A 14,057-nucleotide genomic window follows, 5' to 3' on the forward strand; every position below is an offset into this window, starting at 1 on the left:
TGCCGTGGCTCGATGGCCTCCGTCGGACCTCCGCTGTGGCTCCGACCTGGTCGTCCCATCCGATGGAGGTGCGCCGGAGGTTCGGCCCTGAACTGCACAAATACCCCGCTGCAGAAGTCCCCGAAAGCAGCTCGCCCGACCGGCTTGGCAGCCACCGCCAACGATTAGAATCCGCATGCGAGAGATCGAATTTCTGACCATGCGTTTGGATCGCGCGGAAAATTGCGTTTCTTGGGGTGCCGACGTCTTCGCCGCAACGACCTCCCCGAGGTGATCACATGGCCGAGTTCCCAGCCGCTGAGCCTTCGTCCATGTCCACCCAGCCGACCGCCGCGGCCAGGGCCGCGTCCGGCGGCGTGCCGAGGCTGGCCGATCTGAGCGATCTGCCGCCCACACTGGATCTCACTACCGCGGCGCGGCTGCTCGGTATCGGTCGAAGCACCGCCTACGCCCTCGTCCGCGACGACCGGTTCCCCTGCCCGACCTTCAAAGCCGGCCACCAGCACCGCGTCGCCACCGCCGTCCTGCTCCGCCTTCTCGGCATCGCCGTCCCCGAGCCAGACCAGCCCGAGACGCCCCTCCACTCAGAGTGACAACGCCGCCGTCGGCTGGCTTCACCTCGCGTGAGGCCAACCGACGGCGCGCTCGCCGACTCATCACACCAACTGTGAGCAGCCAAGACGTCGTTGACAACATAGGCCGTGCAGAGCGTGGATCGACCACCGACCAGCTGATTGCGGCGGCCCCCCGACGCAGCCAGCCCACTCCCGCCCATCAGCCGTGATCGGCTGGTGGCGCTGTGACCGAACGAGAGGTCGTGATGGCCGGAAGCATCTACAAGCGCTGCGGCTGCAAGGTCCCCGTGCTCGACGACGACGGCAATCCCGTCCGCGACGCCTCCGGGCGGATCCGCCGCAGGGAACTGGGCACCAACTGCCCCCAGCTGCGCCGCCCGGGCGGGCGGTGGAACCACCGGCACGGCACCTGGTCGTGGCTGCTCCAGGTCCCCACTGGCCCGGATCAGCCCCGACAGCACCTGCGCCAGGGTGGCCACCAGACGCTCGACGAAGCCGAAGACGCGTTGCGCCACGTCCAGGAACTCCTCGCGCTCGCGGACAAGGCCGATGAGCCCGAGCACTGCCGCGCCGAGATCGCCACCCTGATCCGCGCCGCACTGCGTGCCAAGGAGCCCCTCCCCGATCCAGAGCAGCTGCGCAGCCGGATCACCCTCGGGCGCCCCGTGAACACAGACATGACCGTGGGGGAATGGCTCACGAGCTGGCTGGAGATGAAGCGTGACATCGCACCCAACTCGCGACGCTTCTACGAGGCCAACATCCGCCTCTACCTGCTCCCCCACCTCGGCCATCGCCGGCTCGACAGGCTCCGCACCGCGCACCTCCACGCCATGTTCACGGCCATCGAGGCCAGTAACCATCTCGTCATCGAGGAGAACGCCGCCCGCGAGGCCGTCGAGCAAGCGCGGAAGAAGGCGTGGGACCAGCGGAGCATGAAGGCCTGCCGCGCCGCCCGGCGCAAACTGCGCGCCATGGCGCCGTTTCGCCGAACCGCCGGGCTCGCCACCATCCACGGCATCCGCGCCACGCTCCGCGCCGCGCTGGCCGACGCCGCCAACGAGCAGCTCGTCATCGTCAACGTCGCGAAACTCGTCAAACTCCCCGCCCGCCATCGACCCAAGCCGAAGATCTGGACCCGCGAGCGCGTCGCCCGCTGGCGCGCCACCGGCGAGCGGCCCTCCCCCGTCATGGTGTGGACGGCCGAACTGACCGCCCGATTCCTCATCGCCAGTGCGGAGCACCCACTCCGGGTCCTGTACTGGCTCACCGCGCACACCGGTCTACGTCGTGGCGAAGCGTGCGGCGTGCGCTGGGTCGACCTCGACCTCGACAACCACACGCTGTCCGTCAGCCAGCAGATCATCCAGCTCGGCTGGCAGACCCAGACCAGCCGCCCCAAGTCCGACGCCGGCGAACGCGTCATCGCGCTCGACCCCGCCACCGTCACTCTGCTCACCGAACACCGGCATCAGCAGCGCAAGCAACGACTCGCTCACGGCCCGGGCTGGATCGACACCGGCTTGGTCTTCACCCAGGCGGACGGCGGGCCACTTCACCCGGCGCACGTGACCGACGAGTTCCAGAAACTGATCGAGCAATACGACCTGCCGCCGATCCGATTCCACGACCTCCGCCACGGCGCCGCCACCCACGCCCTCACGGCCGGAATCGACGCCCGCGTCGTCCAGGAGACCCTGGGTCACTCCTCGAGCACCTTCACCCGTGACACCTACCAGTCGGTCGTCAACGAGGTGAAGCACAGCGCCGCAGCCGCCCTCGCGGAGATCTTCACGCAGGCCGCCAGGAATCTCAACGACGCCGGTTGAGTCATAGCGGCCCCAACCCTGCTGCCAGCGTTGCGGACGAGAATCCGATTGCGCTGGCAGCCACTCATCCCTGACGTACTCAGCCATCGAATCCTGAGTGTCGTGTATCGCGAACGGCCAGCCGAGGGTTCCGCGCGATGCCTCCTCGCTCGGGCAGCATGGTGTCATGGGAGACGCTGGAGACAGGGACCTAACGCCCGGCCAACGGTGGGCCTACCGTGCCAGCCCCGAGCACGGTCCGGTACGTGAGGTGGAGGTCCTCAAGGTCGGCACGCAGCGACCCAAGCGCGTCAAAGTCCGCTTCACCGCTGAGGAGGATGAGGGCCGCGAGGAATGGGTCCCGCCGGCGCGGCTGCGGGCTCCCTGGGCCGAGAAGGACACGTGGCTGGAGGCGCAACGCCAGTGGGCCGAGCTAACCCAGGACGCACCGGATCAGGACGACCCCGGGTTCAGAGCAGCCAACCTCGTCTTCGACACCTGCCCCCTGAACGGCCGAGCGGAAATCGGCTACAACCTGCGCGTACGCGGCCTCCTGTTCCTCCAGGACATTCCAGGGCTGTGCCGGTTGCTTGGCGTCTCGGATGCCTTCTTCCTCGCCGATCCACGGAGTCAACCCGGTGATGACGGCACAATCATCGCCCCGTGGCCTACAACCCTGGCCACCGCGCAATTCCTGGCTAGGGTGCATGCCGAAGTCCTGCTCTCCGAACTCGCGAGGATGGAGGAGCGCGCGCAGCAGCGGGCGATCTACGGGCAGCACTACCCCGGCCGCGGCAAGACACCCGACAGTGTCGTCAGCCCAGAAGTCTGTGCCGAGGTCGACGCCGAGTTCCGCCAGGCCTGGGACCTCGTAAGCGGCTGGTGCGGGACAGAAGCGCTGGACAGCCGCGACGAACTGGCCGCGCTACGCATCGAGGTCGTGCGCATCGGGAAGCTGATGGAGGAAGCCATCACGGCGCTCCGCGCAGCCGGAAAGCGGGACACCGCGGACTACTTCGCCAAGCGCCTTGGCGTACCCCTCGATGTCGTCCGGAACGCCGAGCTGAGCGGGCAGTAGACACTGAGCAACTGGTCGACACCGGACGCTCAGCGCACTCACCGGAGCTCCCGCCCAGCCTCGTGCACCGCAGACCAGCGCTGATAGGAGGAAATCGTGTCCATACTGGATGACGAAGTCGCCAGTCTCGTCGAACAGCTTCGGCGCGACGGCGGCGTCCTTCGTTTCCTCAATCCTGAGCCGCAGGAGCGAGCCCGGCTTCGCCGCCTGGTGCACGCGGTCAAGGCAGCGGGGCTGGTACCGCCCGGCCATCATCTCCAGCACTCCGGTCGTGACAAGGGCGACCTCGTCGTCCGCCTCGTGCAAGGCGACCACCCTGTCCACACGAGGGAGATCCCGGCACCGGTGCCCGTTCCCGACTCGGTGGGAGAGGCGGAGCTGCACCCCGCCGTGCGCTCGGCCCGACCCCCTGTCTGCGATGCGTGCAACGCCCGCGCCCGGCGCATCCTGCAGGCGCTCGCTGATGCCGCGCAGACCCACGGCTACACGGTCGCCGCCCCGGCCGCCGACACGCGTGGGGACATCGTGATCTCCTCGGACGGCGGACAGTTCCCCCTCTCCCTGAGCGAGGGCACCAGCGAAGTTCTCGACGCCGACAGCGTCCGATATGCCTGGCAACGGGTGACAGCCACCAAAGCCAACTCGACGCACCAGCTCGACCTGCGGATCGAGGAGCGGTCCTGGGAACACCGAGGGCGACGCCACCAATGGGGCGACCGACAGCGCTGGACCCTGGAGGACAAGCTCCCCGCGGTGATGCATGAGATTCAACAGCGAGCCGATGCCGAGATCGAGCGGCAACATCAGCGCGAACTTGAAGCACAGCGCACCCAGCAGGCCTGGCAAGCCGCCATGGAGCGAGCCCACCGGAAAGCCCGCGAGACCCATCGAGTGAAAGCCATCCAAGAACAAACGGAGTCCTGGCGGCTCGCGGTCAACATCCGGGACTACTGCAATGCCCTTGAGCAACGCCTTCGGACAGAGCCAACTGACTCACCTGCCAACGCGGTGAGCGAGTGGATCGAATGGGCCCGAGAACACGCAGACAGCATCGACCCTCTCCAGCACCTGTCGAGCCTCGTCGAGGAGCCAGTCATCACCTCCGACGAACTACGCCCGCACCTGGGAGGCTGGAGTCCGCACGGGCCCCATCGACAGTGACCCCGAACAGGCACCCAACGCCTGGTAGCCCCTGAACGCCCCGCAGGCGCAGGCGCTGATGTTGGAAGCCAACGCTTGCCGGCAGCAGGCTCCTCAGAAGATCATCAGAGCGGTCTCGTCAGGCTCATAGAAGGCAAGTTGGTAGACCAAGTCCTCCACCGCGACCGGCTTCAAGGAGCCCGTGCACGACACCAGGACCTCGCGCACGCCCACGTGCGGCTCATCGTGACGGGCCGCGTTCCAGTGTCCGGCGACGCCACCCGGTATCGCAGCCACGTTCCTGCCGCACCTGCTGCAGGTTGTCCTGGGCATCTTCACACTTCGATCGTCTCATCACCCACCGACAGGCGGGCCTGCGATCGGGGCTGTGCCTGGTGTCGACTGACGGCCATGCCGGCACCGCATCGGCCTGACGGTCGGCTCCGACGAACGCCTCATGGGCTCGCAGTCGACGCCTCGGGCCGATGTCGGTGGAGCGAGGCATAGTGCCGACCATGTTGAACGGACTTCACGAGATCGACTGGTCGTCGCTGCACCACGCCTACGGCTCCGCCGAGGAGGTGCCGGCCCTGCTGGCGGCCCTCCGCTCCACGGATCCCAAGGAGCGAGGCAAGGCCCTGAGCCGGTACTACGGGGCCGTGCACCACCAGGGCTCCGTGTACCCGTCCACCATCGCCAGCCTGCCGTTCCTCTTCAAGTTGGCCGAGGACCACCGCACGCCCGACCGAGCCGAGATCGTGCAACTGATCGTCAGCATTGGGCAGTCGGCGGTCGAGCGCGGCGACGTGGAAGACGGCGACGCGGAGTTCTTCACCGGAGCCGGGGCCACGATGCGCAAGCGTGCGGACGTGTTCGTCGGCTTTGCCTCGGAGCCCGACGCGCGGCTGCGTCGCGCCGCGATACCGGCGCTGGGGTGCTTCCTCGAAGACGCGCACCGGGCAGCTCACCTGCTGCGGACCCGCCTTCCCGAGGAGCCGGGGGTCGTGGAGCGGCTGCTGCTCCTGGAGGCGATGGCGGAGCTGGCCCTGCGTCTGCCGACAGCCTCGGACGAGGCGACGACGTGGTTCACCGGGCTTGCCTCGGACCGGTCGGTCGCGCCCGAGATCCGGCTCGCAGCCGTGGTCCAGCGCGCGCGGTGTGCTCCGGACCGGATCGGTCCCGACGTCGTTCCCGCCGCGATGGAGCTGCTCAGCGAGCTCGCACAGGTCCACGTCCCGGCCTCCACGTGGGCGGACCCGCCGCGCAAGAACTCCCCAAAGCCAAAGGCGAACGGCGTACCGCCGCACATCCTCGCCGCGTTCGAGGACCTCGAACGACACGGGCGCGTCCACTCCCCCACCACCGACCTGCTGCGCACCTTCCACCAAACCCTGGCGCACCGGGTGCCCCAGCGCACGGCCCTGCTGGCGGCGCAGCTGCGCGACCCCGATCCCGGCGCGCGGCTGGACGCCCTGCGCATGAGCGGGGACGTGATGCGCGCCTGGCGCGGTGACCACACGTCACTGATCACGCTGGTCGCCGGGCAGCTGGGTGCGGAGCACCTCGAGGTCGCCGCGGAGGCGGCGGCTGTCCTGGAGTCCTGCCACGTGATCGCCGGACCTGCCCGGGAGGCGCTGGCCCAGCACGTCGCCGAGCAACGCGCCACCTACGGGCCGAACGTGTGGGCAGCCACGCACCCCCAGCTGCGGCGGGCCCACCAGGAGGCCGTCCGCGCCCTGGCCCGCCTCGGCGACGTGCGAGCTGTTCCCAGTCTGATCACTGCCTTCGACAGCGGCGTCGACGCCTGGCGCGCGGTCCAGGTGGCCGGCGCTCTGCCGGAGGCCGCCGACGCGTTGGTGCCGCGGCTCTGTGATCACCTGCGTCGGCTCGACGACGCACAGGGGCCTGCGGAGATGAGCGTCCGCTCCACGCTGTCCGCCCTCGCCGCGCTCGGGGACCCGGCCGCGCTGCCAGTCGTCCACGACACGCTCACCACAGCGGTGGCCCACGAGCAGTGGGGCATCGCCTCCCCGGCGTTGGAGACCCTGCGCGCCTTCGGCCCGGCGGCGGCACCTGCCCTCGCCGAGATCCGAGCACTGACCGGAGCGACGGACGCCCACGTCCGCCCAGCAGCCGTCGCCGCGCTCTGGGCCATCGGCGGCGACCACGAGGAAGTCATGCCGCTCCTCCTCGGCCTGCTGGACGACAACATCACCTTCCGCATCTCGGACGCGGCCGGGATCCTAGGCCAGATCGGCGCCCCGGCCGCGGCAGCGCTGCCGCGCCTGCGCTCACTCCTCACGCACGGATACGAATGGGTCCGCGTCCCCTGCGCCGCGGCCCTCTGGGACATCGGCGGCGAGCCGGAGGCACCGGCGGTGCTGGACACCCTGCTCCAGGCCTGGACGAAGAACCCGGCGACGGCCAACAACGCCGTGGCCTGCCTGGACCGTATGGGCACAAGTGCCGCACCCGCCCTGCCCCTGCTCCGCTCCCAACTGGCCCTCCCCGGGCGCGGTGGCCGGTTCTCCAGCATCGGCAACGACGAGGACCTGCAGCGCATCGGCCAGGAGGTCATCCGGCGCCTCACCTGACCCAACGTCAGTACTCGATGCGAGGCCGCTTGCTCCAGAGGGGCGGGCCGACGGTCTCGGTCACACAGGCCAGCCAAAACGCTCACGCGGCACTGACCGGCCTTCTCCCGGCGCGGGGCACGGCAGAGCGGACTCATCCGAGCCGTTCACATCCGCCCCGCGCCCGGGCTCCCACCTTGCTCCCACCTCAGGCACAAAAAAGACCTGCGGCTTCATGATCAATCATGAAGCCGCAGGTCAGATACCACCTTGGTGGTGCGCCGCCAGGGACTCGAACCCCGGACCCGCTGATTAAGAGTCAGCTGCTCTAACCAACTGAGCTAGCGGCGCCGGTGTGCTCTCTTCGCGGTTTCCCGCGCCTCGGCACGACAGAAATACTACCTGACCTGCGGGGGTGCTCGTGACCACCACGGTGGGGGGCGGGGGTCAGGCGGAGGAGCGGGCGCGGCGGATGGAGATGGCGACAACGGAGGAGACGGGTCGGCGCGGGTGAGGTCGGTGAGGAGGCGGCGGGCTTGGCGGTCCGGGCGGGTGGGGTGGAGATGGCTGGTCAGGTCGACGGTGGCCGCGAGGGTGGTGAGGGCGAGGTCGCGGGGTGGGGCCGTCAGCGGGGAGGCCAGGACGCCGTCGATGCGGGCGACCCGGGACGCGCGGGCGTCGGGGTCGGTGAGCGTGTGGGTGGTGACCGGGATGAAGCCGAGGAGACGGGCCTCGTCCCGGCTGAGGAGGCCGGCGGCCGTCAGGCTGTCGAGGTAGGGCCGCGCGCCCGGGCGTCGGCGGAGGCGCAGCAGGCAGCGGGAGATGCGCGCTCCGCGCGGACCGACGACGGTGGGGAGCAGGGACGTCGCCGCCGCTGCCAGGCCGGGTGCGGAAGTGACCCGCTCGCGCTGGCGTGGAGACGCTTTCCGTCGAATCTCAGAGCGCCCGCGAAGTGCAGTTCCGCGAGGATCGCGCCGGCGAGAGCGTGGGCGAGGTAGAGCGGCTGCCGGATCCGACCGTCGCCCGGGCGGGCGCAGAGGAAGAGCAGGTCCTCCGGGAGGCAGACGGTCGGGTCGGTGAATCCGTCGGTCATGAGGCCTCCTGGACGTGGGCGGCGGGCCGCGCGACGGGTCCATGTGAGAGGAGTCACGTTCCCGCGAGCAGGCTGGTTCCCGGCGCGGGCGAACGGTTCGGGTGGGAACAGGATGCCGTGGGCGGCGGTTGCCCAGAAGGAGGACACAGAAGACACGGGCCAAGTCAGAGCCGGCAGCCCCTCGAGACCCGCGGAGTCGCACGATGAGCCAGACCGTCCCCCAGGAGACCACGCAGGCCGGAGCGGCCGGAGCGGCGGGAGCGGCCGAGACGCCGCTGTCGATCCTCGACCTGGCCACCGTCGGGGAGGGCTACACGCCCACGCAGGCGCTCGCCGCGACCACGACCCTGGCGCAGCACGCCGAGCAGTGGGGCTACTCGCGCTTCTGGGTGGCCGAGCACCACGGGATGCCCGGCATCGCGAGCTCCTCCCCCGCCGTGCTGCTGGCGCACCTGGGCGCGCACACGAACCGGATCCGGCTCGGCTCCGGCGGGGTGATGCTGCCGAACCACGCGCCGCTGGTGATCGCGGAGCAGTTCGGAATGCTGCACGCGCTGCATCCCGGGCGGATCGACCTCGGGCTCGGGCGGGCGCCGGGGACGGACCAGGCGACAGCGCGGGCGCTGCGACGCGGGGCCGGGACGGACGCGGCGGACGAGTTCCCGCAGCAGCTCAGCGAGTTGCTGCACTTCCTGGACGCGGACTTCCCGGCCGGGCACCTCTACCAGCGGCTCAAGGCCGTGCCCGGGGAAGCGAGCGCGCCGGGCCAGGGGCGGCCGCCCGTGTGGCTGCTGGGCTCGTCGGGCTTCAGCGCGCAGCTCGCCGGGCGGCTCGGGCTGCCGTTCGCGTTCGCGCACCACTTCAGCGCGGCGAACACGGTCCCCGCACTGGACCTGTACCGGGAGACGTTCCGCCCCTCCGAGGTCCTCTCCGAGCCCTACGCGCTGATCGGGGTGGGCGTCGTCGCCGCCGACGAGGAGCGCGAGGCGCGACGGCTGGCGGGCTCGGGGGCGCTGGCGATGATGCGGCTGCGCACAGGTCGGCCCGGTCTGGTGCCGACGCCGGAGGAGGCGGAGGCGTACCCCTACAACGAGCTGGAGCGGGACTTCATCGACGCGTGGCTCGCGAACGTCGTCGTCGGCGACCCGGACCAGGTCCGCGCCGGGCTGCAGGAGCTGCGGAAGCGGACCGGCGCGGACGAGCTGATGGTCACCAGCAACATCCACGGCCATGAGGCCCGGCGCCGCTCCTACGAGTTGGTGGCGAAGGCATGGGGTCTGCTCGGGTGACCGGATCGACCTCGGTCAGCCCTTCCCCCTTGCAGGAGTTGGACGACGAGCGGGTCCGGCGCGCCGAGGTGCGGCTGCTGCTCAAGCGCGACGACCTGCTGCACCCGCCCGTGAGCGGCACCAAGTGGCGCAAGCTACTGCCGAATCTGGAGCGGGCCCGGCGCGAGGGGCACGACACGCTGCTGACATTCGGCGGCGCGTACTCCAACCACCTGCGTGCGGCGGCCGCGGCCGGGCGGGAGGCGGGCCTGCGGACGGTGGGCATCGTGCGCGGGGACGAGCTGCGCGGGCGGGAGTTGAACCCCGTGCTGGCCCAGGCCGCAGCCGATGGCATGGAGCTGGCGTTCATCACCCGCGCGCAGTGGCGGACGCGCATGGAGCCGGACGCCCTGGACGCGTTCCAACGACGGTACGGCCGCGCGTGGGTGGTGCCCGAGGGTGGCAGCAACGCCGACGGCGTGCGCGGCTGCGTGACGCTGGGCGAGGAGCTGCGCGGCTGCGGCGCAGGGCTGGTGTGCTGCTCAGTAGGGACGGGCGGCATGCTCGCCGGACTGGCCGCCGGCCTGGCGCCGGGCCAACGCGCCCTGGGGTTCGCCGCGTTGGCGCATGCGGATCTCGCCTCGGAGACGCGCGCGCTGCAACGGCAGGCGTTCGGCGGCCCACGCGGCGAGTGGGCCCTGGACGACTCGGCCATTTTCGGCGGCTACGGTCGTCGGACGCCCGAACTGGACGCCTTCCGAGCGGACTTCGAGGCGCGGCACGGCCTCGCCCTCGATCCGGCCTACGAGGCGAAGCTGCTGTGCGCGCTGTTCGCGCGCATGGAGGGCCACCAGGGCTTGGAGGGCCAGCAGGGCCTGGAGGGCTTGCAAAGCGTCGGGGCTGCGGCTGGCGGCATCGCGCCCGGCACGACGGTGGTCGTGGTGGTCGCGGGCTGAGCCGAGCGACGACGCCGGAGCGGGCAGGCAACCTTAAGAGAGTATTGGTCTAGCCCTAGGTCTAGTCCAATCTATTGACGCGCCGTCGACACGTCACTCACCCTGGACGGACCGTGGATCCGTGCGGGTGCACCCCCACCCTGCGCCCCCTCGCGCCCGCACGCGTCCACGCATGTCCTTGCCCTCCTCCCCACAAGGAGTGTCCAGGTGTTCCGCTTGACCCCCAACCGCATCGTGGCGACGGTCGGCGCCGCCGCGCTCGCCGCAGGCGGGCTGCTGGCCTCGATGGGCGGCAGCGCCCAGGCCAGCACCACCGCCGCCCTCGGCAGTAACTGGTACGCCGCCGCTCCGTATCTGATGCCGCTCGACAACAACCCGCCGAACCCGACCGACGTGATGGCGGCGACCGGCCTCAAGGCCTTCCAGCTCGCCTTCATCCTCGCGCCCAACGGCGGTGGCTGTAGCCCGACCTGGGGCGGCACCGCACCCGTCTCCAGTGACACCAGCGTGGCCTCGACGATCTCCGCGATCCGCGCGGCAGGCGGCGACGTCTCGGTCTCCATCGGCGGCTACGGCGGCACTAAGCTGGGCCAGACCTGCTCCGACCCGGCCTCCACCGCCGCCGCGTACCAGCAGGTCATCGACAAGTACGGCCTGCACGCGATGGACTTCGACCTCGAGGAGCCGGAGTACGAGAACAGCACGGCCGTCGCGAACGAGATCGGCGCCGCGCAGATCCTGCAGCGGAACAACCCGGGCCTGTACATCTCGGTGACCACGCCCGGAACCACCTCCGGCACCGGCTGGTTCGGTCAGCAGATGCTCAACCAGGCGAAGACGGACGGCTTCACGCCGAACAACTTCTCCATCATGCCGTTCGACGGCGGCTTCAACGGCGCGGCGAGCCAGATCTCCGCGCTGCAGCAGTTCAACACGATGCTGATGAACACCTTCGGCTGGAACAGTGCCACGGCGTACGCCCACGAGGGCATCTCGATGATGAACGGCCGCAGCGACAGCGGCGAGTACTTCTACCAGTCCGACTTCCAGACGGTGCTGAACTTCGCCGAGTCCAACCACATGGCCCGGTATACCTTCTGGTCGGTCAACCGCGACCGCCAGTGCAGCCCGCCAGACAACAACGGCCAGACGTCCGGCACCTGCAGCAGCGTGACCCAGAACAGCTGGGACTTCACCAAGTACGACGTGGAGTTCGCGGGCGCGACGCCGCCCACCGGCACGCCGTCGGCGAGCGCCTCCGCCTCGCCCACCTCGTCCCCGACCTCGACGGCCAGCGCCAGCGCGTCGCCGACGAGCGGTGGCGGCGGCACCTGCACGGCGGCGCCGTGGAACTCCACCACCGCGTACAACGGCGGCGCGGTGGTCAGCTACAACGGCCACCAGTGGACCGCAAAGTGGTGGACCGAGGCCGACACCCCCGGCGGCGCGGCCGGTGTCTGGACGGACAACGGCCCCTGCTGAGGCAGCGGCTTCTGCTGAGGCAGCGGCTGACGGCATGACGGAGGGGGCGGCCACCACCGTGGCTGCCCCCTCCGTCATACGCCGCCTCCGTGAAGCGCCGACTCCGTGATGCGCCGCCGCCGTGCGTGGGGTGCTCAGTAGTGCGTGCCGCCGTCGATGCGGATCTCGGTGCCGGTGATGAACGAGCCGTCCGCCGAGCCGAGCATCGCGACGACGCCGGCCACCGCGTCCGGACCGGCGAAGCCGTGGCCGAGGGCCGGGGCGAGCCTGGCGAACAGCGAGAAGTCCGCATCCTGCGGCAGGCCAGGACCGGCGTTCTGCGCGCTGGTGCCGCTGGCGTCGGTCAGGCCGGAGGAGATCGAGCCCGGCGCGACGGCGGTGAAGCGGATGCTCTGCTTGCTGTACTCGGCGGCGAGCGCGTGGGTCATGGACTGGATGCCACCCTTGCTCGCCGCGCAGGCCGCCATGTACGGGTGCGCAAAGCTCGCGGACGTGGAGCTGAAGTTGATGACGGCCGGGGCGTCGCCCTGCAACAGTGCCGGGACGGTCTCGCGGATCACCAGGAAGGTGCTGGTCAGGTTGACCGCGATCACCTTGTGGAACTGCTCCGGCTCGTCTCGTGGGTGTGCGAGGAGCGCAGGATGCCGGCGGCGTTGACCAGCACGTCCACGCCGCCGCCGAGGGCGGCGAGCGCGGTGGCGACAGCCTCGCGCACGGACACCTCGTCGGCGATGTTCACCTGGGTCGGCGATGTTCACCTGGACGGTGTGCAGGCGCGCATCCGCTCCGGCCTCGGCGGCGAGCTTGCGGGTGGTGGCGAGCCCGGCCTAGTTCCGCAACAAGGAGGACGCGGTCTCCCCCTGCTGAGTGCGGGGGGCGCACGCTGGCGCGAGCTCGTGGCCGCGGAGGCCGCGGGGGCGACCGGCGCGGAGCTGCGGGAGGCGTTGGTGCGCGCGGCGCGCGCGTCCCTCACCGCGGAGACGCTGGGCTGGTCCCTCGGTCACGGCCTGGCGGAGGCGGAGGGCACGCGCGGACTGCTGCGGGCCGCGGCGGACGACGCCGCGCTGCGGGCTGTCTGGTACCGGGTGAACCAGGAGTCCGAGGAGGGGCTGAGCGCGGTCCTCGCGGCCCTGCGGGGGCCGGCGAACCTGGGCGAGCTCGAACGAAGGATGATCGCCGCGGGGGCGACGGACGCGATCCGCCTGGCGCTGGAGGCCTGGGCGGCGTCGGACGGACCGCTGGACGGCATGCAGGGGCCGACGGCGCTCGTCGAGGACTTCATGCGGAAGCTGCTGCAGTGGCTCGAGCCGTCGCGCGCTGCCCCGCACCGCCAGACACCGCCACGTACTGCCGCGCAAAGGCGGGAGCCCGGCGGAGCAAGGCGGGCCAGGCGGACCAAGGCGGGCCAGGCAGACCAAGGGCGGGCGAGGCGGACCAAGGCGGGCCAGGCAGACCAAGGGCGGGCGAGGCGGACCAAGGCGGGCCAGGCAGACCAAGGCCGGGCCAGGCGGAGCAAGACACGGAGAGGCGGAGCCAGGCGGAGCCAGGCAGGGCCAGGTGGGCGAGGCGGGAAAAGCTCAGGGGCGCGGGCATCAGCCTCCGCGCCCCTGTTCGGGTCGGCGTCCGGGTCAGCGCCAGCTGACCGGGTTGCGGTAGCTGCTGACGCGCTCGAGGCGGCGCCAGCGGGCCTGCGGGTGGCGGCTGCCGTGGGCGAAGCGCGGCTGGGCCGCACGCTGCGCCGCGGCCGCGCGGGCCATCAGGACGGCGGTCAGCGCGGCGAGCTCCTCGTCGGCCAGCTCACCCTTGACGATCTGGACCATCGGCACGGTGGCGGAGGTCATCGTTGCCTTCCTCGGTGCTTGTGCTTGCTCGGATGTTCGACGATTACTGCGGCGGGTTGCCGTGCTTGCGGGCGGGCAGGTCCGCGTGCTTGGTGCGGAGCATCTGCAGGGAGCGGATGAGGACCTCGCGGGTGGCGGCGGGGTCGATCACGTCGTCGACCAGGCCGCGCTCGGCCGCGTAGTACGGGTGCATCAGCTCGGTCTTGTACTGCTTGACCATCTCGACGCGCTTGGCCTCGGGGT

General features: G+C 70.7%; 14 protein-coding genes, 1 tRNA gene and 1 pseudogene. 8 read left to right on the forward strand and 8 right to left on the reverse strand.

All coding sequences use genetic code 11. The features are described from left to right. The first annotated feature begins 311 nt into the window (after positions 1–311). From TR48_RS11015 to TR48_RS11030, 4 genes are all read left to right on the forward strand, one after another. Entirely contained in the window at positions 312–593 is a 282-nt protein-coding gene (locus TR48_RS11015; protein WP_042365902.1) for a helix-turn-helix domain-containing protein, read from the forward strand. 206 nt (positions 594–799) lie between these two features. Further along, the gene (locus tag TR48_RS11020) at positions 800–2,404 is read left to right on the forward strand and encodes a tyrosine-type recombinase/integrase (protein ID WP_152627910.1); all 1,605 of its coding nucleotides are present in this window, start codon (positions 800–802) and stop codon (positions 2,402–2,404) included. A gap of 250 nt (positions 2,405–2,654) precedes the next feature. Then, the gene (locus TR48_RS43095) at positions 2,655–3,461 is read left to right on the forward strand and encodes a hypothetical protein (protein ID WP_042365862.1); all 807 of its coding nucleotides are present in this window, start codon (positions 2,655–2,657) and stop codon (positions 3,459–3,461) included. A gap of 96 nt (positions 3,462–3,557) precedes the next feature. Further along, entirely contained in the window at positions 3,558–4,622 is a 1,065-nt protein-coding gene (locus TR48_RS11030; protein ID WP_042365863.1) for a hypothetical protein, read from the forward strand. Between the two features lie 93 nt (positions 4,623–4,715). Here TR48_RS11030 and TR48_RS41790 read toward each other — a convergent pair whose 3' ends face one another. Then, positions 4,716–4,898: a hypothetical protein gene (locus tag TR48_RS41790; RefSeq protein ID WP_152627912.1), complete on the reverse strand. Its 183-nt coding sequence runs from the start codon at positions 4,896–4,898 to the stop codon at positions 4,716–4,718. 218 nt (positions 4,899–5,116) lie between these two features. On the opposite strand from TR48_RS41790, the gene TR48_RS11035 reads away from it, so the two are divergent. After that, a complete protein-coding gene (locus tag TR48_RS11035) occupies positions 5,117–7,195 on the forward strand; it encodes a HEAT repeat domain-containing protein (RefSeq protein WP_042365903.1) in 2,079 nt (692 codons plus the stop codon). A gap of 253 nt (positions 7,196–7,448) precedes the next feature. On the opposite strand, the gene TR48_RS11040 is transcribed toward TR48_RS11035, so the two are convergent. From TR48_RS11040 to TR48_RS45400, 3 genes are all read right to left on the reverse strand, one after another. After that, a tRNA-Lys gene (locus TR48_RS11040) sits at positions 7,449–7,525 on the reverse strand. A 47-nt stretch (positions 7,526–7,572) separates the two neighbouring features. Beyond that, complete coding sequence (locus TR48_RS46565) at positions 7,573–8,034, reverse strand: GOLPH3/VPS74 family protein (RefSeq protein WP_369405571.1); 462 nt, start codon at positions 8,032–8,034, stop codon at positions 7,573–7,575. Further along, positions 7,935–8,267, reverse strand: coding sequence for a GPP34 family phosphoprotein (locus TR48_RS45400; protein WP_042365865.1), 333 nt, complete (start codon positions 8,265–8,267; stop codon positions 7,935–7,937). Before TR48_RS45400 ends, TR48_RS46565 begins: the two co-directional genes overlap by 100 nt. 203 nt (positions 8,268–8,470) lie before the next feature. Between TR48_RS45400 and TR48_RS11055 the strand changes: the two genes are divergently transcribed. The 3 genes from TR48_RS11055 to TR48_RS11065 all read left to right on the forward strand — a co-directional run bounded on the left by TR48_RS11055 (position 8,471) and on the right by TR48_RS11065 (position 11,973). Then, complete coding sequence (locus TR48_RS11055) at positions 8,471–9,556, forward strand: LLM class flavin-dependent oxidoreductase (protein ID WP_042365866.1); 1,086 nt, start codon at positions 8,471–8,473, stop codon at positions 9,554–9,556. Continuing rightward, positions 9,538–10,491 (forward strand): 1-aminocyclopropane-1-carboxylate deaminase/D-cysteine desulfhydrase, encoded by a 954-nt coding sequence (locus TR48_RS11060; protein WP_084729190.1) that lies wholly within the window; start codon positions 9,538–9,540, stop codon positions 10,489–10,491. Before TR48_RS11055 ends, TR48_RS11060 begins: the two co-directional genes overlap by 19 nt. Positions 10,492–10,776: 285 nt before the next feature. Then, positions 10,777–11,973, forward strand: a complete 1,197-nt coding sequence (locus TR48_RS11065; protein WP_084729202.1) for a chitinase — start codon at positions 10,777–10,779, stop codon at positions 11,971–11,973. Positions 11,974–12,107: 134 nt separating this feature from the next. On the opposite strand, the pseudogene TR48_RS11070 reads toward TR48_RS11065, so the two are convergent. The 4 genes and pseudogenes from TR48_RS11070 to TR48_RS11085 form a co-directional block, all read right to left on the reverse strand. Continuing rightward, positions 12,108–12,712 (reverse strand): annotated as a pseudogene (locus tag TR48_RS11070) (SDR family NAD(P)-dependent oxidoreductase); the annotation flags it as partial. Between the two features lie 261 nt (positions 12,713–12,973). Next, complete coding sequence (locus TR48_RS11075) at positions 12,974–13,255, reverse strand: hypothetical protein (RefSeq protein WP_042365868.1); 282 nt, start codon at positions 13,253–13,255, stop codon at positions 12,974–12,976. A gap of 346 nt (positions 13,256–13,601) precedes the next feature. Further along, positions 13,602–13,814, reverse strand: coding sequence for an acyl-CoA carboxylase subunit epsilon (locus TR48_RS11080; RefSeq protein WP_042365869.1), 213 nt, complete (start codon positions 13,812–13,814; stop codon positions 13,602–13,604). A gap of 43 nt (positions 13,815–13,857) precedes the next feature. Beyond that, positions 13,858–14,057: carboxyl transferase domain-containing protein (locus TR48_RS11085; protein WP_042365870.1), on the reverse strand; the 200-nt coding region annotated here is incomplete at its 5' end.

It is taken from the genome of Streptacidiphilus neutrinimicus, assembly GCF_000787815.1.
Lineage (GTDB): Bacteria > Actinomycetota > Actinomycetes > Streptomycetales > Streptomycetaceae > Streptacidiphilus > Streptacidiphilus neutrinimicus.

Coding starts and splice junctions, on each gene's coding strand:
- TR48_RS11015 (WP_042365902.1), top strand. CDS start 312: ATGTCCACCCAGCCGACCGCCGCGGCCAGGGCCGCGTCCGGCGGCGTG.
- TR48_RS11035 (WP_042365903.1), top strand. CDS start 5,117: ATGTTGAACGGACTTCACGAGATCGACTGGTCGTCGCTGCACCACGCC.
- TR48_RS45400 (WP_042365865.1), bottom strand. CDS start 8,267: ATGACCGACGGATTCACCGACCCGACCGTCTGCCTCCCGGAGGACCTG.
- TR48_RS11055 (WP_042365866.1), top strand. CDS start 8,471: ATGAGCCAGACCGTCCCCCAGGAGACCACGCAGGCCGGAGCGGCCGGA.
- TR48_RS11060 (WP_084729190.1), top strand. CDS start 9,538: ATGGGGTCTGCTCGGGTGACCGGATCGACCTCGGTCAGCCCTTCCCCC.
- TR48_RS11065 (WP_084729202.1), top strand. CDS start 10,777: ATGGGCGGCAGCGCCCAGGCCAGCACCACCGCCGCCCTCGGCAGTAAC.
- TR48_RS11075 (WP_042365868.1), bottom strand. CDS start 13,255: ATGAAGTCCTCGACGAGCGCCGTCGGCCCCTGCATGCCGTCCAGCGGT.
- TR48_RS11080 (WP_042365869.1), bottom strand. CDS start 13,814: ATGACCTCCGCCACCGTGCCGATGGTCCAGATCGTCAAGGGTGAGCTG.